This window comes from Chryseobacterium sp. 2VB (genome assembly GCF_005503635.1).
GTDB classification, from domain to species: domain Bacteria; phylum Bacteroidota; class Bacteroidia; order Flavobacteriales; family Weeksellaceae; genus Chryseobacterium; species Chryseobacterium cupriresistens.
The window spans coordinates 144714-169564 of sequence record NZ_SCNC01000005.1 but is presented as its reverse complement, the minus strand read 5'-3'; the positions used below and the strand labels follow the sequence as shown (position 1 = coordinate 169564).

At 38.0% G+C, this 24851-nt stretch carries 24 protein-coding genes; 13 read left to right on the top strand and 11 right to left on the bottom strand.

Annotated features, from left to right (window positions below):
• Positions 1-37: 37 nt before the first annotated feature.
• Positions 38-460, bottom strand: coding sequence for a hypothetical protein (locus FFS26_RS07390; protein ID WP_110010619.1), 423 nt, complete (start codon positions 458-460; stop codon positions 38-40).
• A 92-nt stretch (positions 461-552) separates the two neighbouring features.
• Positions 553-1422 (bottom strand): helix-turn-helix domain-containing protein, encoded by an 870-nt coding sequence (locus FFS26_RS07385; RefSeq protein ID WP_137904704.1) that lies wholly within the window; start codon positions 1420-1422, stop codon positions 553-555.
• A 102-nt stretch (positions 1423-1524) separates the two neighbouring features.
• Between FFS26_RS07385 and FFS26_RS07380 the strand changes: the two genes are divergently transcribed.
• The 4 genes from FFS26_RS07380 (at position 1525) to FFS26_RS07365 (ending at position 5486) form a co-directional block, all read left to right on the top strand.
• Complete coding sequence (locus FFS26_RS07380) at positions 1525-2931, top strand: aldehyde dehydrogenase family protein (RefSeq protein WP_137904703.1); 1407 nt, start codon at positions 1525-1527, stop codon at positions 2929-2931.
• A gap of 11 nt (positions 2932-2942) precedes the next feature.
• Positions 2943-4496, top strand: coding sequence for a GMC family oxidoreductase (locus FFS26_RS07375; protein WP_110010622.1), 1554 nt, complete (start codon positions 2943-2945; stop codon positions 4494-4496).
• Between the two features lie 122 nt (positions 4497-4618).
• Positions 4619-5041: a PaaI family thioesterase gene (locus FFS26_RS07370; protein ID WP_137904702.1), complete on the top strand. Its 423-nt coding sequence runs from the start codon at positions 4619-4621 to the stop codon at positions 5039-5041.
• A 100-nt stretch (positions 5042-5141) separates the two neighbouring features.
• Positions 5142-5486 (top strand): phage holin family protein, encoded by a 345-nt coding sequence (locus FFS26_RS07365; RefSeq protein ID WP_062672072.1) that lies wholly within the window; start codon positions 5142-5144, stop codon positions 5484-5486.
• Positions 5487-5543: 57 nt separating this feature from the next.
• On the opposite strand, the gene FFS26_RS07360 is transcribed toward FFS26_RS07365, so the two are convergent.
• Complete coding sequence (locus tag FFS26_RS07360) at positions 5544-5798, bottom strand: hypothetical protein (protein ID WP_062672070.1); 255 nt, start codon at positions 5796-5798, stop codon at positions 5544-5546.
• Positions 5799-6071: 273 nt separating this feature from the next.
• Here FFS26_RS07360 and FFS26_RS07355 point away from each other — a divergent pair, with 273 nt between their 5' ends.
• Both FFS26_RS07355 and FFS26_RS07350 read left to right on the top strand, forming a co-directional pair.
• Complete coding sequence (locus FFS26_RS07355; RefSeq protein ID WP_137904701.1) at positions 6072-8066, top strand: S9 family peptidase; 1995 nt, start codon at positions 6072-6074, stop codon at positions 8064-8066.
• Between the two features lie 309 nt (positions 8067-8375).
• The gene (locus FFS26_RS07350; protein WP_137904700.1) at positions 8376-8867 is read left to right on the top strand and encodes a DNA-deoxyinosine glycosylase; all 492 of its coding nucleotides are present in this window, start codon (positions 8376-8378) and stop codon (positions 8865-8867) included.
• A gap of 132 nt (positions 8868-8999) precedes the next feature.
• Here the strand turns inward: FFS26_RS07350 and FFS26_RS07345 are convergent, their stop codons facing one another.
• The 5 genes from FFS26_RS07345 to FFS26_RS07325 form a co-directional block, all read right to left on the bottom strand.
• Positions 9000-10058 carry a phosphotransferase enzyme family protein gene (locus tag FFS26_RS07345; protein ID WP_137904699.1) on the bottom strand — a complete coding sequence of 353 codons (1059 nt, stop codon included), beginning with the start codon at positions 10056-10058 and terminating at the stop codon, positions 9000-9002.
• Positions 10049-10963, bottom strand: coding sequence for an NDP-sugar synthase (locus FFS26_RS07340; RefSeq protein ID WP_110010433.1), 915 nt, complete (start codon positions 10961-10963; stop codon positions 10049-10051). The genes FFS26_RS07345 and FFS26_RS07340 overlap by 10 nt, the downstream gene beginning before the upstream one ends.
• Positions 10953-12350, bottom strand: coding sequence for a Gfo/Idh/MocA family protein (locus FFS26_RS07335; protein WP_110010434.1), 1398 nt, complete (start codon positions 12348-12350; stop codon positions 10953-10955). Before FFS26_RS07335 ends, FFS26_RS07340 begins: the two co-directional genes overlap by 11 nt.
• Before the next feature lie 353 nt (positions 12351-12703).
• Positions 12704-13396 carry an AIM24 family protein gene (locus tag FFS26_RS07330; RefSeq protein ID WP_047433734.1) on the bottom strand — a complete coding sequence of 231 codons (693 nt, stop codon included), beginning with the start codon at positions 13394-13396 and terminating at the stop codon, positions 12704-12706.
• A 33-nt stretch (positions 13397-13429) separates the two neighbouring features.
• A complete protein-coding gene (locus FFS26_RS07325) occupies positions 13430-14143 on the bottom strand; it encodes a hypothetical protein (RefSeq protein ID WP_228449405.1) in 714 nt (237 codons plus the stop codon).
• A 154-nt stretch (positions 14144-14297) separates the two neighbouring features.
• Here FFS26_RS07325 and queA point away from each other — a divergent pair, with 154 nt between their 5' ends.
• The 6 genes from queA (at position 14298) to FFS26_RS07295 (ending at position 20717) form a co-directional block, all read left to right on the top strand.
• Positions 14298-15347: a tRNA preQ1(34) S-adenosylmethionine ribosyltransferase-isomerase QueA gene (gene queA, locus FFS26_RS07320; RefSeq protein ID WP_034696367.1), complete on the top strand. Its 1050-nt coding sequence runs from the start codon at positions 14298-14300 to the stop codon at positions 15345-15347.
• A gap of 70 nt (positions 15348-15417) precedes the next feature.
• Positions 15418-16452: a 23S rRNA (adenine(2503)-C(2))-methyltransferase RlmN gene (gene rlmN / locus FFS26_RS07315; RefSeq protein WP_110010436.1), complete on the top strand. Its 1035-nt coding sequence runs from the start codon at positions 15418-15420 to the stop codon at positions 16450-16452.
• A gap of 74 nt (positions 16453-16526) precedes the next feature.
• Positions 16527-17477: a sterol desaturase family protein gene (locus FFS26_RS07310; RefSeq protein WP_137904698.1), complete on the top strand. Its 951-nt coding sequence runs from the start codon at positions 16527-16529 to the stop codon at positions 17475-17477.
• A 228-nt stretch (positions 17478-17705) separates the two neighbouring features.
• Positions 17706-18614, top strand: coding sequence for a hypothetical protein (locus tag FFS26_RS07305; RefSeq protein ID WP_137904697.1), 909 nt, complete (start codon positions 17706-17708; stop codon positions 18612-18614).
• 71 nt (positions 18615-18685) lie between these two features.
• Entirely contained in the window at positions 18686-19663 is a 978-nt protein-coding gene (locus FFS26_RS07300; RefSeq protein WP_110010439.1) for a polyprenyl synthetase family protein, read from the top strand.
• Between the two features lie 259 nt (positions 19664-19922).
• On the top strand, positions 19923-20717 hold the full coding sequence (locus FFS26_RS07295) for a hypothetical protein (protein ID WP_137904696.1): 795 nt from the start codon (positions 19923-19925) through the stop codon (positions 20715-20717).
• A 209-nt stretch (positions 20718-20926) separates the two neighbouring features.
• Here FFS26_RS07295 and FFS26_RS07290 read toward each other — a convergent pair whose 3' ends face one another.
• Complete coding sequence (locus FFS26_RS07290) at positions 20927-21220, bottom strand: hypothetical protein (RefSeq protein ID WP_110010441.1); 294 nt, start codon at positions 21218-21220, stop codon at positions 20927-20929.
• A gap of 137 nt (positions 21221-21357) precedes the next feature.
• On the opposite strand from FFS26_RS07290, the gene FFS26_RS07285 reads away from it, so the two are divergent.
• Entirely contained in the window at positions 21358-23790 is a 2433-nt protein-coding gene (locus tag FFS26_RS07285; protein WP_137904695.1) for a thiamine pyrophosphate-dependent enzyme, read from the top strand.
• A gap of 53 nt (positions 23791-23843) precedes the next feature.
• Here FFS26_RS07285 and FFS26_RS07280 read toward each other — a convergent pair whose 3' ends face one another.
• A complete protein-coding gene (locus FFS26_RS07280; protein WP_110010524.1) occupies positions 23844-24260 on the bottom strand; it encodes a carboxymuconolactone decarboxylase family protein in 417 nt (138 codons plus the stop codon).
• A 108-nt stretch (positions 24261-24368) separates the two neighbouring features.
• Complete coding sequence (locus tag FFS26_RS07275; RefSeq protein ID WP_047388122.1) at positions 24369-24761, bottom strand: winged helix-turn-helix transcriptional regulator; 393 nt, start codon at positions 24759-24761, stop codon at positions 24369-24371.
• Between the last annotated feature and the right edge of the window lie 90 nt (positions 24762-24851).

Sequence of the window (24851 nt, the reverse complement as noted above, 5' to 3'; positions counted from 1 at the left end):
ATAGGAATGCCACTTTACACTTTTTTTGACTGGTGATTTACCGGAACAACTTCTCGTACCAGGCGCCAACATCACTTTTAATCTCCTCATGATGCTTACATAAAATCACAGCCAGCTCCAGTTCAGACCTGTCAGACTGATAAGGATTCAAAGTAAGAAACCCGAAGAAATTTCCATCCTGATCAACAATCGACGGAGGATAAGAAGCATAAGCATTCCATGGTGAATAGGGGCCATATGTACTACCATAGTTTCCATACGTATTCCAGATAGATTTTGAGCTGAAAACATTTCCGTAATCACCAAACTTATTCCATATCGAATTTTTATCAAAATTATCACAGTTTAAGCATCCCAGATATTCTTTTTGATCTGTACCGCCATATAAATGCAGGGTTTGCGCATAAAAGATACAGCATAAGAGAAGACTTACAACAATAAACACTTTTTTACAGTACATAAGATGATTACTTTATTAAATAATGATAACTGCCAGAAACGAAAAGTCCAATATTAACCTCTATCTTCCTTTCTTCCATCTTCTGGCCCTTATCAATCTACCTTAAACTTCTTCGGAGACTTTCCGGTGATCTGGGTAAATTTTCTGTAAAAATACTCCAATGTATTAAAACCTGATTCAAAACATATATTTTTAATCCCGATTTCAGGATTGCTGATCAGCAATTGCTTGGCATGTTCTATTCTCAGTTGAATAATATATTCTACCGGAGTACAGCTGTAGGAATGCTTAAACTTTTTAAACAGATTGGCTTCGCTCATTCCTGCAAGCGCAGCAAGTCTCCTGATGGTAATTGGTTCTCTGTAATTGTTTTTGATGAAATGAACCACTTCCTGAAGTCCGTTCTGTATATTTTCTGCCTTTCCGGAATGGAGGAGGATATGCTTTGCATTGGTTTTCATCAGCTCATAAATCAGTTCTTTCAGACTTAAGCTTAAAAGAAAATCCGAGGTATTATGAAGATTTCCGTCAATTCTTCTGTTATAAAGATTGGTAAGGCTTCTCCATAAAGACTCATCCGAGCTGATGAACTTTTTCACAGTGTTTTCTTTCATCATAATTCCTGTTCTGTCCCAGTCCGGATGCCAGTTTTCAATCACTTCGGAGAATACACTGTCAATATATTCCTGCTCAATATTCAATACCAGACATTTCGTAGGTTCTTTAAAAATGGGATGAATATCGATACTCAGCTCTTTGTTACATGGCGGAATAAATACACTTCTCTCCTTGAACTCAAAAGTCTCATCATCACTGCGAATAATCTTATTGCCACTCAGCATAAGCGTGATAACAGGCTCTTCAAAAAAGAAAGGAAAATCATGACAAATTACATTCGTTTCAAATACATTCAATTCACCGAAAGGAATGCTGAAAACAGTTCTTTCTTCGATCTTTTCCATGATAGTTAGAGTTTAGGTTAAAAAATATAGAGAATAAGTAAATGATTTATGCCATGTTATTGCCATTTTCGGATTACGTAAAATACAAAATAATTTAAAACAATGGAAAATACATCAGCAGCCAAACAAACCCATACCCCAGATACTCAGTTTTTATCCGTAAATCCTTCTACCTTAGAGGTTATAGGTGAAGTTACCAATACTTCCAGAGAGGAGATTGATGCTAAAATTGAGAAAGCAAAAAAAGCCCGGAAACTATGGGCAGCAAGGCCGGATGCAGAAAGAAAACAGATTTTATTAAAAGTAGCGGAAGCGTTGCAGCAAAATTCAAAACACCTTGCAGAATGGATCACCCGCGAGCAGGGAAAACCGTTGAATGGTCCTGGAGCTAATTTCGAAATGCAGGCTTGTGTAGGCTGGACACAGGTTCCAGCATCACTGGATTTACCCGAAGAAATTGTTTTCGAAGACGACACCCGAAAAGATGTTGTATACAGAAACCCGATTGGAGTAGTAGCAGCCATTGCTCCCTGGAACTGGCCTCTGATGATTGCTATCTGGCAGATTATTCCTTCATTGAGAATGGGAAATGCTGTCATCATCAAACCTTCGGAATATACCACTTTCTGCAGTCTGGAAATAATAAAAGTGATCAACAGTGTCCTTCCTGAGGATATTTTGCAAGTAGTTACCGGTAGAGGTGAAGTGGGAAGTTACCTTACCTCACATCCGGAAATTGGGAAAATTATGTTCACAGGCTCTATCGCGACGGGGAAGAAAGTCATTGAAGCTTCTGCTAAAAATATGGCCAGATTAACCCTTGAATGTGGAGGAAATGATGCAGGAATTATTTTACCCGGACTTGATGTTTCTAAGTATATTGATGGAATTTTCTGGGGAGCGTTTCTGAATATGGGGCAAACCTGCGCCTGTTTAAAGAGGTTATACGTTCATGAAAACGATTACGAAAAAGTTGTTAAAGCATTGGCAGACTATTCTTCCAATATTCCGATGGGGAACGGAGCGGATGAAACCAGTGTTCTGGGACCTATCCAGAATAAAATGCAGTACGATAAGATTCAGGATCTGATTCATGATTCCGAAAACATCGGGGCGGACTTTATTTTCAAAGGAAAGAAGCCCGATCTGGAAGGATATTTTATTCCTGTAACACTTATCGGAAATGTAGATAACGGAGACAGAATTGTAGACGAAGAACAGTTTGGTCCTGTGCTTCCAATTATTAAGTATAAAACGTTGGAAGAAGCGATCAATAAAGCCAATGATTCAGAAAACGGACTGGGAGCTTCCGTTTGGAGTGATGATCTTGACGAAGCTCAGAAAGTAGCTGCACAACTGGAAGCAGGAACCGTATGGATCAATCAGCACGGTGCTATTCACCCGTTTGTTCCCTTCGGAGGGGCAAAACAATCCGGTTATGGAGTAGAGTTCGGAATTGAAGGATTAAAAGCAGTTACAGTTCCTAAAGTTATCAGCATTAAAAAATAAAGTTAGAACTCATGAAATACGATTTTATAATTGTCGGATCCGGTTCGGCAGGCGCTGTAATCGCTAACAGATTAAGTGAAAATGAAAATATAAATGTTCTTCTGCTGGAGGCAGGTCCTGATGATAAAGTTACTGAAGTGGAAGAACAGGCCGGCTGGCCCGCTATCTGGAATACCGAAAGAGACTGGGCTTATCATACCGTTGCGCAGGAATATGCAGGAGGAAATACAAGATACTGGCCTCGCGGTAAAACATTAGGTGGTTCAAGTTCCATCAATGGAATGATCTACATCAGAGGTCATCAGCAGGATTATGATAGTTGGGCTTATAAAGGATGTGTGGGCTGGGATTGGAAAAGTGTTTTACCTTACTTTAAAAAATCAGAAACCCATGAAGAAGGTGAAGATGACATTCATGGAGGGGAAGGACCGCTTTTTGTAAGCCGTATCAAGCGCCCGAATGCCATTTCAGTTAGTGCTGTTGAAGCATGTAAGGAACTTGGTTATCCTTTGACGGATGATTTTAACAAAGAAATCTGGGGTGCAGGTCTTAACCACCTCAGTGTAGGAAAAGACGGTAAAAGATGTTCTGCAGCGAAAGCATTCTTAGATCCTGTGAAATCGAGGCCCAATCTGCATATTCATACCAATGCACTGGCTCAGAAACTGATTTTTGAAGAAAACGAGTGCATGGGAGTTCAGTATTTGAAAGACGGTGAATTATTAGAAGTGGTGGCAGAAAAAGAAGTGATTGTATCTTGCGGAACTATAGAATCTGCCAAACTTCTGATGCTTTCCGGAATTGGTGATCAACATGAACTGGAGTCAGTAGGAATTCCAGTAGTAAAAGATTTGAAAGGAGTTGGAAAAAACCTTCAGGATCACCTTTTGACAAGTGTTATTTTTAAAGCTAAAAAAGAAATTCCTGCTCCGGAAGCCAATCTGCTGGAAGCCCAGTTATTCTGGAAGAGCAAAGAAGAAATGGCTTTCCCGGATCTTCAGCCTCTGTTTATGGGACTTCCTTACTACAGCCCCGGGTTTACCGGGCCGCAAAACGCATTTACATTCTGCGCCGGATTTATCAGACCTGCCAGTAAAGGGTATATTAAACTGACGTCTTCCGATCCTTCCGCTTCTCCGGAAATTAACCCGATGTATCTTTCTGAAGAATCCGATCTGGAAGCCCTTTATCAATGCGTTGAAATATGCCGCGAAATGGGAAAAACAGAAGCCATGAAAGAATGGAATGACGGTGAAATCTATCCCGGAGAAGGAAAAACAAAAGAGGAAGTGATAGATTATATCAAAAAATCATGTTCCACCTATCATCATATGACCGGAACCTGTAAAATGGGAATCGACAGCCATTCTGTAGTAGATCCGAGACTGAAAGTATATGGAATAAAAGGATTAAGGGTAGCAGATGCATCCATTATGCCGGATGTGGTTTCCGGAAATACCAATGCGCCTACCATTATGATTGGTGAAAAAGCAGCCGATATGATCAAAGAAGATCATCATCTGAAAGCGTCAGGTTCATCTGAAAAGTTATCGTTTGTTGTGTAAGAAGGGTTAAAATCCTTGAAAAGAAGCCGTTTCATATTTATGAAGCGGCTTTTTAATGAAAAATTGAAAGATCATTGAGATAAAAAAGCCTGTAGCACTTACCTTTGTTTAAAATAAAATTCATGACACCAGAAAAAAAGAAACTCATTACAGATAGCTTCAGCCGCTCGGAAACCTTGAAATTCTATAAAGCAGAACTGCTGGAAGTAGAAACTGATTTTATATCCATGAAGATCCCTAAGATGGAAATGATGACCCGAAAAGCAGGAATGTTCAATGGCGCAATGATCGCCTCTCTGGTGGATGTTTCTTCAGGATATGCCGCTGTGAGCCACTATCCGGAAGACTGTTATGTAGTGACCGTTGAGCTGAAAGTGAACTACCTTCGTCCGGCAATGGGTGATGCTTTGATTTCAAAATCCTATGTTATCAAAGGGGGAGGGAAAATTGTTGTGGTGAGAACGGAAATCTATGTCCAGACCGAAGGTTCTGAATCTGAAAGTCATGTAGCCACTTCATTAGTCACCATGATGAAAATAAAATAAAAGACAAAATATTCCTTCAATAAAGGGTTTTAAAGCATTTTTTTTCCCGGAATGGAATAGCTTTTGCTCAACAAACCCATAAACATTAAAAAATATCACAATGAACTTAATTATCCGACTTTTTATTACAGCAATTGTTGCTTATCTTTTAACTAAAATTTTACCGGGAGTGCAGTTTGAGGGATTTTCTTCAGCCATCATCTTTGCGATTGTGCTTGGGGTTCTTAACATATTTGTAAAGCCAATTTTAAGTCTGTTTGGCCTTCCGTTGACCATTCTTACCTTAGGATTCTTTGCCCTGGTAATTAATGCCGCAATTGTCCTGATTGCAGACTATTTCATCGACAGTATGGTCGTAGATGGGTTCTGGTGGGCATTTATCTTCAGTATCTTATTATCAATCGTAACTTCTCTAGCGAACTCTATGTTCTCAGATGGAGAATAGAATACCAATAATGATCTTATACAATAGGCTGCCCAAACGGACAGCCTATTCTTTTTTTTAACAGTTCTTTTTAATCCACTTAATACAGTCTTCATAAGTCAGTTTCTGGTTGTCTTTCTTCATGTAAGGGGCATTAATCGGTTCGTTTTCTGCAATATTTGCCATGATCTGTTCAAGAGTCCTTCCTGCAAAATTGACTCTCGTTTCCTTTATAGATCCATACTTGAAATGGCCTTCATGGACGTGCCAAAGATTGGGTGCGCCTGCGTCTACACGCGTTGCTTTAAAATCGCCTGTGTCTGGTGTACTCATAATGTAAAATTTTAATTAGGTTGTTATTGATGATATCGGACGTCTGATATTGTAAATTTCACTATTTGAGACAGGCAGAGTAACAGAGAAAATCCCCATATTTAAAAAGTAGGTGTTTTCCCCGAAAAGAGCTTATCTATGAAAAAAGAATTTTAATGTTAATTCTTTCGTCCATTTTTATTTTAAATATTAACTTTGGCAATCTTTGAATTTAATAAAAGGATGTAGGAAATCAGCTGATTTTGTACATCCGTTAAAAATGAATATCAACATATGAAACTTAAGTACAGTCTGCTGGCTTTGGCAGCTCCGCTTTTAATGAATGCACAACAAGTAATGACGCCTGAAATTCTTTGGACTTTGAAAAAAGTTGGAGTACAGGCAGTTTCACCGGATCAGGGCTCCCTTATCTATAAAGTAGGGCAGGTAGACCTGAAAACAGAGAAGACGAAAAATGAAAACTATTTTCTGAATGTTCTTAATCATCAGTCTTCCAAAATTGATTTCGGGAAAAAAGCCCTTATTCAGTGGGATAAAAACGGAATCTATGCTCAGGAAGGAGATAAAATCTATCTTTCTAAAGATGCCGGAAAAACCTGGACAGAATTTTATACCATTGGTGAAGCAGATAATATCGTAATTTCTCCTGACGGAAAGAAAATTGCTTTCAGTAAGCAGGTATTGGTGGAGAAAGTAATGGGGAAAGATAAATTCAGCGATACTCCTAAAACGACGGCACAGGTATACACAGACCTGAACCACAGACACTGGGATTATTTCAATGAAGGAAAATATAACCATGTATTTGTAGTGAATACTTCTGATAAGGTAGAAGGAGCTAAAGATCTTCTGGAAGGAAAAACCTGGGATTCTCCGCAAAGACCTTTCGGTGGAGCTGAAGATTTTATCTGGAGCCCGGATTCTGCCCAGCTTTTATATGTTACCAAACCTAAAAGTGGTAAAGAATATGTTACAAGTACCAATACCGATATCTTTGCTTACGATCTGGCATCTGGTACTACCAAAAACCTTACGGAATCCAACAAAGGATATGATGTAAACCCAAAATTCAGCCCGGACGGAAAATCTCTGATCTGGCAGAGTATGGCCAGAGATGGATATGAAGCAGATAAAAATGATGTGAAAATCCTGGATTGGAAGTCAGGGAAGACCACTAACCTTACCTCAGGCTGGGATGAAAGTGTTTCAGGAGACGTTCTTTGGGGAGCAGATTCAAAAACGATCTACTTCACAGCAGCATTCAGAGGTACAAAACAGCTTTTCTCGCTGGATTCAAAATCAGCAAAAGTACAGCAGATCACCAAAGGAGATTTTGACGTAAACGAAATCTTTACAGACAATAAAACTTCACTTTTAGTAGGAAGAACAGACGTAAACCATGCTACAGAATTATTCTCTGTAAACGTTAAAAACGGAGAAATGAAGCAGGTAACTGAAGCGAACAAGGAAACGTATGCTAAGCTGGCTCAGGGGAAATCTGAACTTAAAATGGTGAAAACTTCAGACGGTAAGGAAATGGGAGTTTGGTTCCATTATCCACCGAATTTTGATCCGAACAAAAAATACCCAACGCTGGTATACTGCCAGGGAGGGCCACAGTCTGCGCTTACTCAATATTTCAGTGTAAGATGGAACTTTGCTCTTATGACAGCCAACGATTATATCGTAGTGGCTCCAAACAGACGAGGGATGCCAGGCTGGGGAACAAAATGGAATGAAGACATTTCAAAAGACTGGGGCGGGCAGCCAATGAGAGATTATCTGGCAGCCACAGACTTTGCGAAAACTTTACCTTACGTGGATGGTGACAGAGTAGCAGCTGTAGGAGCTAGTTATGGAGGATACAGCGTATTTATGTTAGCTGGAATCCATGAGAACAGATTCAAAACTTTCATCGCTCACGATGGTTTATTTGATATGAAATCATGGTATCTGACTACCGAAGAACTATGGTTTGCCAACTGGGATCTTGGTTCTCCATGGGAAAAACCACTTCCAAAAGCATACACAGAATTTAATCCAAGCAACTTCGTAGAAAAATGGAACAAACCCATCATGATTGTTCAGGGAGGAATTGATTTCCGTGTTCCTTACGAGCAAGGTCAGGAAGCTTTCCAGGCTGCAAAATTAAGAGGATTAAAATCTAAACTGGTGTACTTCCCGAACGAAAACCACTGGGTACTTCATCCTCAAAACGGATTGGTATGGCAGAGAGAATTCTTCGACTGGCTGAAGGAAACTTTATAAGATAAACAATATAAGATATCAATAGAAACGGGCTTTAGCCCGTTTTTTTATAATTAAAAAATCCAATGGCTTTAGCCAAAACCTAAATAAACTACGTTGGGTTTAGCAAATTAAATTCAGGCTATTGGAAGCTGGAAGTTGCTGTTAATCTTAACATTTATAGAGGTTTTCATAAATTAATGATATCACTATTAAAAAGATGAAAATACAGATAACCAGTTTTTCATAACCTTCAATAGCTTCCTTCTTCAAGCTCCCGGCTTCCAGCCTAATTAAAAGTTAAAATAAATTAAATCTTTATATTTGAATATGCAAAGCCGTATTTCTTCATTTCCACCCATTATTAACGCTCAGTCTGAAATTCTGATTTTAGGATCAATTCCCGGAGTGAAATCACTGGAAAAACAGCAGTATTATGCCCATCCTCAAAACAAATTCTGGAAAATCATTTTTGAATTGCTGAACGAAGAATTTACTGATGATTACAAACAAAGAATTGAAACGATAAAGAAACATCATATTGCCCTTTGGGATGTTATCGATTCCTGCGAGAGAAAAGGAAGTCTGGATTCTGAAATCAGGAATGAAGAAGCCAATCAGATCGCAGCATTGTTAGAAAAACACCCAAATATCAAAGCCATTTTCTGCAACGGCGGAAAATCATACAAGAACTTACAGAAACTGCTCGGGAAAGATTATAAGCTGCCCGTTTTTTTATTGCCTTCTACCAGCCCGCTTCATACGGTTTCCTTTGAAAAGAAGCTGGAAGAGTGGAAGAGAATATTGGAATTTTTGGTTTGAGAGTTTGAGGGTTTATGAATCAGAGTACTTAAATTGTAAACGTATAGATTCCTGCGGAATGGACAACGGGGAAGCTTTATTTCCATATACTTTGTCATTCAGTAGGAATCTATATACTTTATAAACCAGCCCTTAAATCCTCAAACTCTCCGATCCTCCACCAGCTCCCAAGTATTCTCTCAATCCTTTCACAAGTTCCAATTGGTTTTTAGTTCTGTCCAGATTGTGTTCAGGATGCGCGATAGAATAATAGGTGCTCCCATTCAGATAATCGGTTAAGAAACGAAGTTCCTGAATATAAATGGCGACCTGTGCTGCATAATCGAGATTCTCAGCTTCCAGCGGTGTCAGTTTTTCTTTTAAATGAAATAAAAATCCTTCTTTTACGACTTTATACATTTCAGGGTTGAAATTGTCTATGGCGCTTCCATCATCTTCCTGGGTGGTATTGGTGTAAGACTGAATCATGGTTCCAAAATCATACAGGATAGTGGAAATCATCATGGTATCCAGATCAATCACCGCTAAAGGTTGATGATTCTGATCAAAGAGAATATTACTGATCTTTACATCTGCATGAATAATTCTTTTTGGGATCTGATTGTTTTTCTCCATTTCAATCCATCGGTCCGGCAAGGATAAAAGCTGGTTGGTGATTTCAATTTCAGCTTTAGCATTTTCTTTTAACTGAGGAGCCGCATCTTTGAGTGCATTTTTATAATCTATAATCCTCTTCTCAAAATTCAGGAAATTGGGAAGAGAATCTTCAATGGCAGGCAGTTTTTCAGTATTTACCGTATTGAGAAAATAACTGAAGGTTTTAGCAGCATCAAAAGCCGTCTGCAAAGTGGGAGCAGTAAGGAATGTTATACTGTTTTCTACAAAACTGAGCATACGCCATGGCTGACCATTTTTATCTTTTACCAGAATTTTACCGGTAAGAGAAGGAACAGGTTCTATAATTTCAAATTGATAATGATTTGACCTGAGAACTTCATTAATCATTAAATGGTTATTAACGACCACTTCCGGCTTTTTAAAAACATGATTGTTGATTTTCTGCAGAATAAACTTTTTCCCCTGGCCTTTATCCTCCAGAAGATAGGTGGTATTGATCAACCCGTCAGTAATAGGAGTAAGGTCATAACTATCCGTACCGATAAATTCAGCAACAATATCATTTAGCTCCATAAATTTTCCGGGTATCTGTTGTTTTTAATCTCTGAAATCAGAAAATCTTTAACTTCCTTTTTATCATCAGCATACGTAACTCCCATCCATGGGCAAGGAGATACTTTTACCTTTACCTTTACTCTGTTTTCATCCATCATTCTTTGTACTGCAGAAGGAATATAAAATTCCTGATCAGGCAGTGGATCAGATTCTATGAAATCATAAAAATAGGTGTCCAGATAACAGAAAATGTGTGGGTGGAAAATAAAAAAATTCATGGATACCAGGGTGTCAGGATCCAGTTGTATACTTTCTCCGTTCTCAATGTAAACAATTGAGTTATTTATTCTTTGAATGGATGTTTGTTCCACTACTTTGATCAGGTAGTTTTCAGCATCCAGCGTACATATTCCTCTGGCTACAGTACCATTTCCACTCAATGTTGTACCTACAGGATAAGCAATCATTCCTAATTGTGTATCTGATATATGATGATGGTTAATTTCATGTGCAGCAAGCTGATACACTTCTTTTCCGTAGAAATCATCCGCGTTGATCATCACAAAAGGTTCCTGTATTGAATATTTGGCGCACAGTACGGCATGAGCGGTTCCCCATGGCTTATTACGATCGGGATAATCAAAACCTTCCAGTGAAATAGGAATGCTGTCTATCTCCTGATATACCCAGATCAATTCAAAATTTTTAGCTTTTGAAATGCCGTTGAGCCTTTCAATATAACTTTCAGGAATCAGTTTGTTGACAATAATAACGACTTTTTGGAAACCGGCTTCCAGTGCATCAAAGATGGAATACTCAAGAATTGGCGAACCGTTATCGAGTATTCCGTCTACCTGTTTAAGCCCCTTGTATCTGCTTCCTAATCCGCCTGCCAGTATAAGTAATGTTTTCTTAGAACTCATCGGTCATTCCAAATACAGGTTTACGGGTTTTCCATTTTCCATTGGTGAAATCAGGAATATCAACTACCTGACCGCCTTTGGCAATAGACTCTTCGCTTAATGGTGTAATTGAATACCACAATGCAAGATCATACACATCCATCGGGAACTCTATATTCCGTTTGATACATTCAATAAAAGTATTCATCACAAAGAAATCCATTCCGCCATGTCCGGCACCTGCAGCAGTAGCTTCAAACTTTTTCCACATCGGATGATCGTGTTCTTTCATCCATTTTTCAGTATTGTCCCAACGGTGGGTATGGTTCATGGTCTTTTCAAAATAAATATGTCCCTGGTTGAAATCTCCCCATCCGAAATCCTGCCACAACCCTTCGGTTCCCTGAACTCTGAAACCAAGATCATAAGGTCTTTGTAAGCTTGTATCATGAGTAAGAAGAATGGTTTCTCCATTGGCACAGGCAATCTGAGTGGTTACAATATCTCCCTGGTTGAATTTTACTTTGGCATTAGGATGGTTTTCTCCCCCTTTGGGATGCTCAACAATATATTTATGAAGCCCTACAGATTTTGAAGAGAATGAAGAAAGCCTTGTTAAACGGTTCCCTCTGTTGATATCCATCATCATTGCAACTGGACCTAATCCATGAGTAGGATAAAGCTCGCCGTTACGCTTTACATAATGTTCAGTTCTCCATTTTGCCTCACTGAAGCCTTTTTCTCCAAACTCAGCACCGGAATTGTATGGAGTAACTCCGTCATTGAAAAGAACACCTCTCAGATCATGCTGATAACCGCCTCTTCCATGTACCAGTTCTCCGAACATTCCTTTACGGACCATATTCAGGATGGCCATAATATCTCTTCGATAGCATACGTTTTCCATCATAAAGATAGGAACTTTCGTCTCCTCATATACCTTTACAAATTCCCAGCAGTCCTGAAGCTTTATCGCCCCGGAAACTTCCATGCCTACAATTTTTTTAGCACGCATAGCTTCCACACCCTGGGTAAGATGCCATTCCCATGGAGTAGCGATCACAACAGCATCTATTGTTTTTAATTTCAACAGATTTCTATAATCGTATTCTCCGTTGGAAAACTCCTGAGCTGCCGGTTTATTGTTGTCTTTTAAGATTTTTTGAGACGCGGCAAGCATTCTTTTTTCCGGATCTGCAAATGCAACAATCTCTACATCATTACGTTTTGCCAGTAATTTCACATGTTCCTGACCACGAAGACCGACGCCGATAAAACCTACACGGACTTTTTTATCTGTTTTAAAATCATTGGAATAAGCAAATAAAGAATTGGGTAAAACCAATGCCCCAAAGCTTGCTAAAGCGGCAGTCTTAAGAAAGTTTCTGCGGGAGTTACTATTGTCCATCTATTTTTTTTTTTTTTAAATATATTAAAACTTTTGTAAATCCCGTGAAGGTGATAGATAATAAGAGAATGAAGTGATGAAGGTGGTTTGTAAGAATTTGAGGCTTATTGGATTTTAAAATTGAACAGTTTTGTAGTTATTAAAATATAGATTATTAATTTTCACTTTTTTATTGGTTTTGCTCATTTATATTTTTTTTAAAATATTTGTTATATGCGTGAAAATTTATTGATTGATCCAGGCTTTTCTTAATGCAATTTGTTTTGAATCAGGATAAGTCATTTTTGTAATCTCACCAAAAAGTTCATTATCATTAAAGTATGTACACTAAATCTCTTCAAAATTTGTCTCTTTTATTTTTCCATATAATATACCTCTTCATAAGGCTGAATCAGTACCCATCCGTGACCTGAGAATTTCATCTGAAACTCTTCGCCGCTTCCTCTGCCGATAAGGCTTTTGAAAGAAACATTGGTTTTCAGTTCCGGGCTGAGGTTTCCGGACCATGCCACAGTAGCATTCGGATCTGTAAATACAGGTGTATCAGGAGTTACAAGTAAAGTTAAAGGATCTCCGTGAGTCGTAATAGCAATATGTCCCGTTCCTGAAAGTTTGGCCTGGAAAAGACCTCCGGACATCATTCCAGCGATGCTTTTCAGCATAGTAATATCACTTTTTACACTTTGTTCATGGGCAAGAATATCATTTCCGTTTACACAAACAGATTCATTGTTCAGATAGAGAATACGGACTTTCTTCCCGGAATCAGCAACATATAATTTTCCGGTTCCTTCTGCTTTCATCAACCTTGCACCTTCACCGCTGATCGCTTTCTTCAAAAGATTTCCAAGTCCTCCGGAAAGCATTCCCTGCCTTTCAAAATTGATATTTCCCACATAACTTACCATACTTCCTCTTTTGGTCCATACCGCCTGATTATTAAGGTTGATTTCCAGAAGATGCTTTGTTTCCAGCTCAAAATAATCTCTTTGTTGTGGATTTTCTTTTGTTTCGTTGATAAATGCTTCTATTGAATATTTGCTCATAATGATAATTTTATCGGTTGATGTATAGTGTTATTATTTTAGTTTGTCGAGTTTATACTCCCTTTTGTTACTTTTAGGATTCAGATCCACAAATTCATACGCTTCAAAACCGGCAAGTCTGGCTTTGAACATCTCAGTTGCCTTTTCCAGTGACCAGGTTTTAGGATAATGAAAGCCTTCAAATTGCGCATTGAAAATTTCTGCTTTGAAATCATGTGAAAACTCATAATCGCCTGCGTAGGTCAATGCTATTTTGCCTGTCCATATAATATCATACCGGTGATTCTCTTTTTTTGAAAACCGGATCTGATGTCCGGCACAGCTGTCATGCCCCAGCAGGTAGATGTTGAAAGCAAGATCGTCATCATCAGAATGGTGTTCAGACGGAAGATCATTACTGAAAAGATCATTTTGAACAACAACATCGAAATCTAATTTTTCATCAAGATTATTAATTCTGATTCCTCTCTGTTCACCCCAATAGTTGGATGAGAGTGTACAGGCATGATAGTTTCTCCATACGATTTTGGAGTCCCAGTCGGACAGATCTTCGTCTTCTTCTTCATTGTTTTCATTGTCATTGGCATAATATTTTTCAGTTTTTAAATGAAAATCAAACCAGATAAATCCAGATTCATCAATTCTTCCACTCCAGCTGAAATTTTCAATTGTATGACCGTCAGGATACGGATTATCAATGAAGTATATTTTACTTACAGGTTCCATATTGAATTTTAATTTTTCCAAAAATACTCTTTTTATATCTTGAAACTCCCCGTAAAATCACGGTTTTATGTTTGATTGTAAATAATACTTGACAAAGGGGTGTTCAATGTCGTATATTTGCACTCCGAAAATTACACCTTGTAATTTCAATAATTTTTAAACCGTAATTTAAAAAATGAAAACATCAGATTTTAATTTTGATCTTCCTGCGGAATTATTAGCAGAACACCCATCAGAGCACAGAGACGAAGCGAGATTAATGGTACTTGATAGAAAAACACAGACTATCGAGCACAAATTATTCAAGGACGTTGTGGATTATTTTGATGAAGAAGATTTGTTCATCTTCAACAATACAAAAGTTTTCCCTGCACGTCTTTACGGAAATAAAGAAAAAACAGGTGCTAAAATTGAAGTTTTCTTATTAAGAGAGCTTGATAAAGAAACCAGAGTTTGGGATGTTTTGGTAGATCCTGCAAGAAAAATCAGAATTGGTAACAAATTATTCTTCACTGAAGATGAGTCTTTGGTAGCTGAGGTTATTGATAACACAACTTCAAGAGGAAGAACATTAAGATTCTTATTCGACGGATCTTACGACGAATTCAGAACAAAACTAAAAGAATTGGGAGAAACTCCACTTCCAAAATATATCAAAAGAGCTGTAGAACCTGAAGATGCAGAAAGATATCAGACAATCTATGCAAAAGTAGAAGGAGCAGTAGCTGCCCCTACAGCAGGTCTTCACTTCTCTAAGCATTTGATGAAGAGATTGGAGATCAAAGGGATCAATTTTGCTGAAGTTACCCTTCACGTGGGATTGGGAACATTCAACCCGATTGAGGTAGAAGATCTTTCCAAACATAAAATGGAGTCTGAAGAAATCATTATCGATGAGAAAAATGCTGCCATCATTAACAAAGCGGTAGAATCTCACAGAAGAGTATGTGCAGTAGGTACTACTACCATGAGAGCATTGGAAACTTCTGTTTCTTCAAACAAAAAAATCTCTGCTTTCAACGGATGGACAAACAAATTCATTTATCCTCCTCACGATTTCGGAGTAGCGAACTCAATGATTACGAACTTCCACACACCGAAGTCTACTTTAATCATGATGATTGCTGCATTTGCCGGAAGAGATTTTGTAATGCATGCTTATGAAGAAGCCGTAAAAGAAAAGTATAAATTCTATTCTTACGGTGATGCAATGTTAATTCTATAAAAAAGATAATAGGTAAAAGGTTGCAGGTAATAGTATCTGCAACCTGCCACCTAAAATCTACAACCTTACAATGAAAGATATCCGTACATTATCACTAGACCAGCTTAAAGACTACTTTGTGTCTTTAGGAGAAAAGCCGTTTCGTGCGAAACAGGTCTATGACTGGCTATGGAGTAAAAACCTCCATTCGATTGACGAAATGACGAATCTTTCAAAATCACTTCGTGAGAGAATTTCGGAAGAATATACCATTAATCCTGTTTCCGTAGACCTTCTTCAAAAAAGCTCTGACGGAACCATCAAAAACGGAGTGAAACTTCATGACGGGCTGATGGTGGAATCTGTTCTTATTCCTACAGAAACAAGAACAACAGCCTGTGTATCTTCGCAGGTAGGATGCTCATTAAACTGCGAATTCTGTGCTACAGCAAGACTGAAAAGGATGAGAAACCTTGAAGTTGCTGAAATTGTGGATCAGGTAGCCCTGATTGACAGCCAGAGCAGAATGTATTTCGACAGACCGCTTTCCAATATCGTATTTATGGGAATGGGAGAGCCGATGATGAATTACAAAAACGTAGTGGAAGCCATCAAAAAAATTACCCAGCCGGAAGGATTGGGAATGTCTCCAAGAAGAATTACCGTTTCTACATCCGGTATCCCTAAGATGATCAAAATGCTTGCAGATGATGAACTGCGCGTGAAACTGGCTTTATCCCTTCATTCTGCTATCGAATCCAAGCGCAATGAAATTATGCCTTTCTCTGATAAGTTCCCATTGACGGATATTATGGATGCTCTTCAGTATTGGTATCAAAAAACAGGTTCTGTGATTACTTTTGAATACTGCGTATGGAAAGGAATCAATGACGGTGATGAAGACATTAAAGCTTTAATCAAATACTGCAAACAGGTTCCTTCAAAAGTAAACCTGATTCAATACAATCCGATCGGGGACGGAAAATATGACCAGTGTAACAAGCAGGCAGAAGAAAATTACATCCGTCAGCTTGAAAATGCAGGGATTACTGTAATGGTAAGAAGAAGCCGTGGAGGTGATATTGATGCCGCTTGCGGACAGTTGGCCAACAAAACAACAGATTAAAATTTCCTTAAAAAAAGCCTAAAACTTTCTTAAAAAATAGCTTAAAACCCTACCTTTGCACAAATTATTTTGTGATGATGGATTTTCTTATGAGCGAGGACGGGCTGGAAAATGTGTATGCATGGGCTATCCCATTGCATGCCACTGTCATTTTAGCTGAAATGATTTACAGCCACGTTTCAGAAGTTAAGTTATATAGCGGGAAAGATCTTGCCACCAATGTTTATCTTGCATTGATGAACTTTGGTCTTGACCTTATCATGAAGGCATTTGCCATGGGCGTAATGTTTTTCTTTTATCATCACAGGATTTTCTCATGGGATCTTAGTATCTGGTATCTGCTGGCTTGTTTTATCATCACAGATTTTGCCTATTATGTGCTGCATTATGTGGACCACCGTTCCAGAGCATTCTGGGCAGTTCATATTACGCACCATAGCTCAGAATATTTTAATCTGACAACAGGATTCAGAAGTCCTGTATTACAGCCGCTTTACAGATATTTATATTTTTCACCGCTGGCGTTTTTAGGATTCAACCCGTGGCATATTATGGTGGCATACGCTATCGGACAGGTGTATGGGACATGGGTACACACGCAAACAGTGAAGAGTATGGGATTCCTGGAATATATTCTGGTAACACCGTCTCATCACCGTGTACACCATGCTTGTAACGTAAAATACCTGGATAAAAACATGGGAATGTGTCTCATTATCTGGGATAAAATATTTGGAACCTTCCAAAAAGAAGATCCGAATATACCTGTGAAATATGGAATCTATCCAAAAATGCCGGATAACAGACCGGATACGGTATTATTTTATGAATGGAGAAAAATCTGGAAAGATCTGAAGCAGCCTGGATTAAAATTTACAGACAGAATCAATTATATTTTCAATTCACCGGGATGGAGACATGATGGAACGGGAAAAACGGTAAGGCAATATCAGAAAGAGTATTTTGCAAAACAGGCACAAAAGAAAGAACAACAGCAAAATCAGAAAGAGCAGAAAACGGCTTAACTTCTGATTTAAATCAATAGAAATCTAAGGGAAAAGCGGACTATTTTAGTCCGTTTTTCTATTTTTAGAATGGGCATTTTCAAAGGCTATACAGTATTTATATTACACAGGAATCCACACTCTCCCCTCAAACCTGCATCCCGAAACCCGTATCTCGCATCACTTGCAAACGCTTTTAGCTCAAACCCTCCAACTCTCTAACTCACAATAAAACCTTATTTTTGTCTTATGAAAAAACTCCTTCTGATTGTTGCTCTTTTCGTTGGCCAATCTGCATTTTCCCAGCGGACTGATTTTCTGAAAATAAAAAAAAACAGAATAAACTACCTTGATGATAAAATTCAGGAAACTTCAGGACTGAATATTTTAAACGGAAGATTGTATACATTCAATGACAGTGGAAATCCTGCCGAACTTTTTGAATTGGATAAAAAAAGTGGGGAAATTATCAGGATACTGAAAACCAATTTAATCAATACAGATTGGGAAGCGTTAGCCAATGACGGAGAAAATTTTTATATCGGGGATTTCGGAAACAATACCGGAACAAGAAAGGATCTGACGATTTACAAAGTTCCATACGAACGTCTCGATGAGTCTAATGCCATTAAAATTCCAGGTTCGGAAAGGGCCTTAGATGGAACGAAAATTTTGTTTTATTATCCTGAACAGACCGAATTTATTGCTAAAAACACAAAGAACGATTTCGATGCAGAAGCTATGATTTATCTGAATGGAAAGCTGCATATATTTACCAAAGAGTGGGCTTCAAAAGCAACCTCACATTATATCGTAGATCCTGAACTATCAGAACTGCAAAAAGCAGAAAAAATAGAAACCTATAAAACAGGTTTTATAGTTACAGATGCCTCTTATTTTGATAAAAAGCTTTATTTGATAGGATATACCAAGAAAACAGAAGTCTTTTTAGATATTTTTACAGAAACAGAACACGGAATATTTTTTAAAGAAAAACCAAAGCACTATTACCTCGGGACTGCGCTTTCATTAGCACAGATTGAGGGAATAAGTGCAGATGAAACGGGAATTTATATTTCAGGGGAAAAGTTCAGATCTCCGTTGGGAACTACAAAACCTTCATTTTATTTTATCCCGAAAGAACAACTCAAAGATTAATTTGTCTTAAAATTGAGCGAAAAAAATTATCTTTGTGAGAATTAATAATTATTCACCCAGCATCGCAGATTGTGGCAAACATTGTAGAAGAGATTAAACGACCGATCAATGATGAAATGAAACTTTTTGAACAGAAGTTTTATGAGTCAATGCAGAGTAAAGTAGCTTTATTGGATAAAGTAACCCGTTTTATTGTTACCACCAAAGGAAAGCAGATGCGTCCTATGTTTGTGTTTCTTTGTGCCAAACTGGTGGGTGAGGTGACGGAAAAAACATACCGCGGTGCTTCTATGATCGAACTGATCCACACCGCTACTCTGGTACATGATGATGTGGTGGATGAAAGTTTTAAACGTCGTAATTTCTTTTCAATCAATGCATTGTGGAAAAATAAAATTGCGGTTTTGGTGGGGGATTACCTTTTATCAAAATCAGTTTTACTATCTACAGACCACAAAGATTATGATCTGCTTGGGGTTATTTCCAGAACCATCCGTGAAATGTCTGAAGGAGAACTTCTGCAGCTTGAAAAAGCAAGAAAACTGGATATCACAGAAGAGGTTTACTATGAAATTATCCGGCAGAAAACAGCTACTCTGATTGCAGCATGTTGTGAAATAGGAGTTCTTTCCAACAATGCTGATGAAGCTCTTGCCAAGAAGATGATGGATTTCGGTACTTTTACCGGTATGGCATTTCAGATTAAAGATGACCTTTTCGACTATTTGAGTTCAAACGTCATAGGAAAGCCTGTAGGAATTGATATTAAAGAACAGAAAATGACACTGCCTTTGATTCATACCTTAAAGATCGCCAGTGAAAAAGACAGAAAGTACTATTTCGATACCATAAAACGATATAATAACAATCCTAAGCGTGTAAAAGAGCTTATAGAATTTGTTAAAAGTTCAGGTGGATTGGATTATGCCATTACAGTGATGAAAGAATTTCAGCAGAAAGCAAAAGATATTCTGAATGAGTTTCCGGATTCTGAAGCAAGAAAATCGCTGCATATTATGCTGGATTATGTCATTGAAAGAAAATTCTGATAGTAACACTTTTTGGTCAGTTTTAATTTTTTTATTCTCCTTTTTCCTGTAATCCCGCATGGTGTAACGGATCCTCATTATTGAAAGAAAAATAATCGTATCTTCCAATAATTCAATGAGTTGTGATTAGTTTGCTTTTTTATAAGATTAAATTACTGTAAATTAATATTTTGCATTACTTAAGCAAAATAATTACTAATAATTCATTGATTTTCAATATAATTTTTGTTTATTTGTGGTTAGAAAAAAACAACAAATAATGAGAAAAATTCAAACAATGATGATAGCGTGTGCTATCAGTTCAAGCTTCATCGCGTACGCACAAGTGGGAATAGGTACTCAAAATCCCCAGACAACTTTTCATATTGACGGTTCTAAAGACAATCCTGCAACAGGAATTCCTTCTGTGGCTCAACAGGATAATGATTTCAGTGTAACTTCAGGTGCTAAAGTAGGGATTGGTACGGTTTCACCCACTGAAAAATTAGATGTTGCGTCTGGAAATGCCCGTATCCGTAATATTAATTCGAATATTGGTATCGGAGGAACCGACAGGGTAGTTGTAGCTGATGCTACCGGAATTCTGAAGACCATAGATTTTACTGCTTATTCACTGTTTCATGCGCGTTTAGCAGCGAATCAGAACATCAGTTCTTCTACGATCACGACTTTATTATTCGCAGCACCGATAGCGACTTCCCCTTTCTATTCTTATAATACCGGAACTGGGGTGATGACTTTTAACCAGCCTGGAAATTATCTGGTAACGCTGCAGGCAAGTTTTACCAATATGCCCGCAGGAACACAGCTGCTCATCGGTATCAGACCTGTACCGGATGCGAATTATCTGGGAAGAGGAAGCCATTATAACGCAGTTGCTGCTTCGGGAACTGTAGGTGAACTGATGAATTATACAACCGTGGTTGTTGCGCCTACAGCTGGGTATCAGATCCGTTTTACGGCAGCGCCGAATCAAAATTCTACGATTATTTCGACAGAAACCGGATCTACAGGAAGTGGAAATGTTACCAATGTAACTGTTCAGAAGATCTGATTCTATTTTTACTTTAATTAAACTAAAGTGCTGTATATAGATTTTCGGGAAACTGAAAATGTATATACAGCACTTTTCTTATTAGATTCAGAATCTGATAGTGATTCAGTGTAAAAAATAAGAAAAGAACTGCTTAATGAATTCTTGTATTTTCATATAATTATCCTTATTTATTACCTTCGATTGCTTAATTAAGCGAAAAATTTAAATTAAATAATTTTCAGGGTTACAATGATAACGGCTAGAACTATACAAAATAAAGCGATTAAAAATAAATAATCCGCAATGTTCTCAAACGTGTATTCCCGCTTACTATTTTTTGTTCTGATTGCCAGAAAGGAAAAGAAACAGCTGCAGGCAAAAAGAATACAGGCAAATCCTGCAAATTCGTCCAAATAGGTATGCTGACTGATTTTAGAGATTTTCAATGAGGTGATAATGAGTAGGGAAAATCCTAAAAGATTGCTGGAAGCATTCAATATATGTGGCGATTTTTTTTCCATCTTTTACATTTTTTTTCAAAATAAAGCACAATTTTTTTTATTATCAAATTTTTAAAAAAGATTATTAAAAATTAAAATTAATTTAAAAAGTGTATATTAGCAAAATACTTGAAGATTAAAAACTTTTTTACTTAGCTATGCAAACAACCTATATTGAAACACAGCAAATATCCTTTCAAGATTTTAAAAATCAGATACTTGAAGACTACAGGTTAGGAAGGATCTCTCGTGAAATGTCTTATCTCGGAAGGAGAGAAGTACTCACTGGAAAAGCTAAATTTGGAATTTTTGGGGATGGAAAAGAACTTCCTCAGCTTGCAATGGCGAAAGTTTTCAGAAATGGAGACTTCCGTTCAGGATATTACAGGGATCAGACTTTTGCATTGGCAATAGATGCCTTGACGGTAGAAAGTTTCTTTGCGCAGATGTATGCAGATACCAGCGTGGAAAGAGAACCTGCTTCAGCCGGAAGACAAATGAACGGGCATTTCGCAACAAGAAGTTTACATGAAGATGGAAGCTGGAAAGATCTGACAGCTCAGAAAAATATTTCTTCCGATATTTCTCCTACAGCAGGGCAGATGCCAAGATTATTGGGATTGGCTCAGGCTTCAACTATTTATAAAAGCGTAAAATTTGACGGTTCAGAAAAATTCTCAAGAGAAGGGAACGAAATTGCTTTCGGAACCATTGGGGATGCTTCTACAGCAGAAGGACACTTCTGGGAAACCTTGAATGCTGCATGTGCTCTTCAGGTTCCAATGATTGTTTCTATCTGGGATGATGGGTATGGTATTTCAGTTCCTACAAAAAACCAGAGAGCAAAAGCGGATATCAGTGAAATGCTAAGTGGTTTCCAGAGAAAAGAGGGAGAAAACCAGGGATGTGAAATTATCCAGGTGAGAGCCTGGGATTATCCTGCATTATTAGATGCATACGCTAAGGCAGAACATTTTGCAAGAACAGAAAGTGTACCGGTGGTAGTGCACGTGGTTGATGTTACTCAGCCACAGGGACATTCTACATCCGGATCTCACGAAAGATATAAAAACGAAGAGCGTCTTGCATGGGAAGCTGAGTATGACGGTCTGGCGAAATTCAAAGAATGGATCCTGAACTATTCTATCGAAATTGATGGGAAAGAAGAAGTGATTGCTACAGCTGAAGAACTGGAGGCTATTGATGAAGAAGCGAAAAAAGCAGCAAAAGCCGGACAGAAAGCAGCCTGGGAAAATTATCAGAAAGCCATTTCAGAACTTATTCAGTCTGTTTTACCTTTAGTAGAAAACCTTAAAGGGCAGAATGCTGAAGTTGAAAATTATATCGCTCATTTCAACAAATTGGTTTCAAAAGCTAAAAAAGACATCTTCCATCTGGTAAGACAGACTTTACTGGCGACAAGAGGAACAAATTCTGCTGAAAGAAATCAATTGATGCAGAAATACAATGAAGTATCTGCTGTTGAAAAAGATAACTATTCTTCTCACTTATATTCTCAGTCCCAATGGAAAGCTGAGAATGTTCAGGAAATCAAACCTGTATACTCTGACAGTTCCGAAGAGGTAGATGGAAGAGTAGTGATCAGAAACAATTTTGACAAAATTTTCGAAAAATATCCTGAAACTTTAATCTTTGGAGAAGATACCGGAAACATCGGTGACGTCAACCAGGGATTGGAAGGAATGCAGGAAAAATATGGTGCTTTACGTATCGCTGATACAGGAATCCGTGAAGCAACGATCCTTGGACAGGGAATTGGTATGGCGATGAGAGGTTTAAGACCCATTGCTGAAATCCAGTACTTAGACTATGTTCTTTACTGTTTACAGGGAATGAGTGATGATCTGGCAACGGTACATTACAGAACAAAAGGAGGCCAGAAAGCTCCGTTGATTATCAGAACAAGAGGTCACAGATTAGAAGGAATCTGGCACTCAGGTTCTCCAATGGCTGGTATTCTGAATCTTTCAAAAGGTATTTTGGTATTGGTTCCTAGAAACCTTACGAAAGCAGCAGGATTCTACAACACAATGCTTCAGGCTGACGAACCTGCAATCATCGTAGAATGTCTGAACGGATACAGATTAAAAGAAAAACAACCGGATAACCTGGGTGAATTTACTGTTCCTGTAGGGAAAATTGAAGTAACAAAAGAAGGAAAAGATGTTACTTTGGTCACTTACGGTTCTACATGGAGAATTGTAACGGAAGCTGCTAACGAATTGGAAAAATTAGGAATTTCTGCAGAAGTGATTGATATTCAGTCATTGATTCCTTTCGATTTATCTCACGAAATTGCTGAAAGTGTTAAGAAAACCAACAGATTAGTAGTGATTGACGAAGATGTGGAAGGGGGAACTACAGGATTCATCCTGCAGCAGATCCTTGAAAAGCAGAAAGCTTTCAGATATCTGGATTCAGATCCGTTGACGATCTCTGCCAATGATCACAGACCAGCATATGCAAGTGATGGTGACTACTTTAGCAAGCCATCTACAGACGATATGGTAGAAAAAATCTACGCCATGTTTAATGAAACAAATCCTCAGAAATATCCAGCGATATTCTAATTGGGATTTTAAATAAATATGAAACCGCTTCCTTTGGGGAGCGGTTTTTGTTGCTAATCCTCTTCCGCCAACGCAATCCTTAGTGTATTCAAAGTATTCATCAGCGTTACACTTGCCGTAAGTTCTACAATTTCCCGATCTGTGAATTGCTTTGCAAGTTTTGCTTTAATTTCCAGCCAGTCATCTTTACCATAAGTGAGAGCTTCAGCCCAGCTTAAAACAAGCTTTTGTTGATCATTGAAGCTATTGGTATGTTTCCAGCCCGGAAGTCTGTTGATGAGATCCTGTTCAAAGCCAAAATCAGAGAGTTCTTTAGCGTGATAACTGCAGCAATAGGCACATCCATTGATTTGAGAAACACGCAGTTCCACCAAGGCAATTAGTTTTTCATCAATTCCGGATTTTCTAATGCTGTTGTGGGCTCTGTAGAGATTTCCAATGGTTTCTTTTGCAATTTCTTTGTAATTCATAATGAACATTTTTCTGCAAATTTGCATCAGAAACACTTTAGAAACTATATACTTACACTTTGGTGATATACTTACCTTTTTGAAAGTGTTATCCAAGATAAAAGGCTATCAAACATTGACAGCCTTTTTATTTTTTACATCTTCATTCAGAAAAGCACAATCTTTATCTTCATGCTGTCCTTTCACCTGATATTTTGCTTCCCACTCTTCCAGCAAATATAAAATCGGCAGCAGAGCCAATCCTTTTTCTGTAAGAGAATATTCCACTCTTGGAGGAAGTTCTTTAAACTCTTCACGAATAACCAATCCATCGGTTTCCATTTCTCTAAGCTGATCAGTTAATACCTTCCTGGAAATGACATTAATGCGTACTGCCAGTTCTCCAAAACGTAATTTTCTGTCTTTAATCACCAGAACAATAATAGGCTTCCATTTGCTTCCCAAAGCGGCCATGGCCTTACCCAGAGGGCAGCTGTATTGCATTAATTCATTCTTTTTCATAGAGAGATCTTTATTTTAATATCATATGAAACTGCAGTTTCATATGTTACTTTGATGTTACTAATGTAAGTTACTGCGAAGTTACCACTA

Bases quoted from the DNA above. Each gene is read 5' to 3' on its own strand.
- FFS26_RS07335 (WP_110010434.1), bottom strand. From the start codon at position 12,350: ATGGACAATAGTAACTCCCGCAGAAACTTTCTTAAGACTGCCGCTTTA.
- rlmN (WP_110010436.1), top strand. From the start codon at position 15,418: ATGAAAGATATCCGTACATTATCACTAGACCAGCTTAAAGACTACTTT.
- FFS26_RS07310 (WP_137904698.1), top strand. From the start codon at position 16,527: ATGATGGATTTTCTTATGAGCGAGGACGGGCTGGAAAATGTGTATGCA.
- FFS26_RS07365 (WP_062672072.1), top strand. From the start codon at position 5,142: ATGAACTTAATTATCCGACTTTTTATTACAGCAATTGTTGCTTATCTT.
- FFS26_RS07280 (WP_110010524.1), bottom strand. From the start codon at position 24,260: ATGAATTACAAAGAAATTGCAAAAGAAACCATTGGAAATCTCTACAGA.
- FFS26_RS07360 (WP_062672070.1), bottom strand. From the start codon at position 5,798: ATGAGTACACCAGACACAGGCGATTTTAAAGCAACGCGTGTAGACGCA.
- FFS26_RS07275 (WP_047388122.1), bottom strand. From the start codon at position 24,761: ATGAAAAAGAATGAATTAATGCAATACAGCTGCCCTCTGGGTAAGGCC.
- FFS26_RS07295 (WP_137904696.1), top strand. From the start codon at position 19,923: ATGAGAAAAATTCAAACAATGATGATAGCGTGTGCTATCAGTTCAAGC.
- FFS26_RS07385 (WP_137904704.1), bottom strand. From the start codon at position 1,422: ATGGAAAAGATCGAAGAAAGAACTGTTTTCAGCATTCCTTTCGGTGAA.
- FFS26_RS07380 (WP_137904703.1), top strand. From the start codon at position 1,525: ATGGAAAATACATCAGCAGCCAAACAAACCCATACCCCAGATACTCAG.
- FFS26_RS07330 (WP_047433734.1), bottom strand. From the start codon at position 13,396: ATGAGCAAATATTCAATAGAAGCATTTATCAACGAAACAAAAGAAAAT.
- FFS26_RS07305 (WP_137904697.1), top strand. From the start codon at position 17,706: ATGAAAAAACTCCTTCTGATTGTTGCTCTTTTCGTTGGCCAATCTGCA.
- FFS26_RS07345 (WP_137904699.1), bottom strand. From the start codon at position 10,058: ATGGAGCTAAATGATATTGTTGCTGAATTTATCGGTACGGATAGTTAT.
- FFS26_RS07350 (WP_137904700.1), top strand. From the start codon at position 8,376: ATGCAAAGCCGTATTTCTTCATTTCCACCCATTATTAACGCTCAGTCT.
- FFS26_RS07375 (WP_110010622.1), top strand. From the start codon at position 2,943: ATGAAATACGATTTTATAATTGTCGGATCCGGTTCGGCAGGCGCTGTA.
- queA (WP_034696367.1), top strand. From the start codon at position 14,298: ATGAAAACATCAGATTTTAATTTTGATCTTCCTGCGGAATTATTAGCA.
- FFS26_RS07390 (WP_110010619.1), bottom strand. From the start codon at position 460: ATGTACTGTAAAAAAGTGTTTATTGTTGTAAGTCTTCTCTTATGCTGT.
- FFS26_RS07355 (WP_137904701.1), top strand. From the start codon at position 6,072: ATGAAACTTAAGTACAGTCTGCTGGCTTTGGCAGCTCCGCTTTTAATG.
- FFS26_RS07370 (WP_137904702.1), top strand. From the start codon at position 4,619: ATGACACCAGAAAAAAAGAAACTCATTACAGATAGCTTCAGCCGCTCG.
- FFS26_RS07340 (WP_110010433.1), bottom strand. From the start codon at position 10,963: ATGAGTTCTAAGAAAACATTACTTATACTGGCAGGCGGATTAGGAAGC.
- FFS26_RS07290 (WP_110010441.1), bottom strand. From the start codon at position 21,220: ATGGAAAAAAAATCGCCACATATATTGAATGCTTCCAGCAATCTTTTA.
- FFS26_RS07285 (WP_137904695.1), top strand. From the start codon at position 21,358: ATGCAAACAACCTATATTGAAACACAGCAAATATCCTTTCAAGATTTT.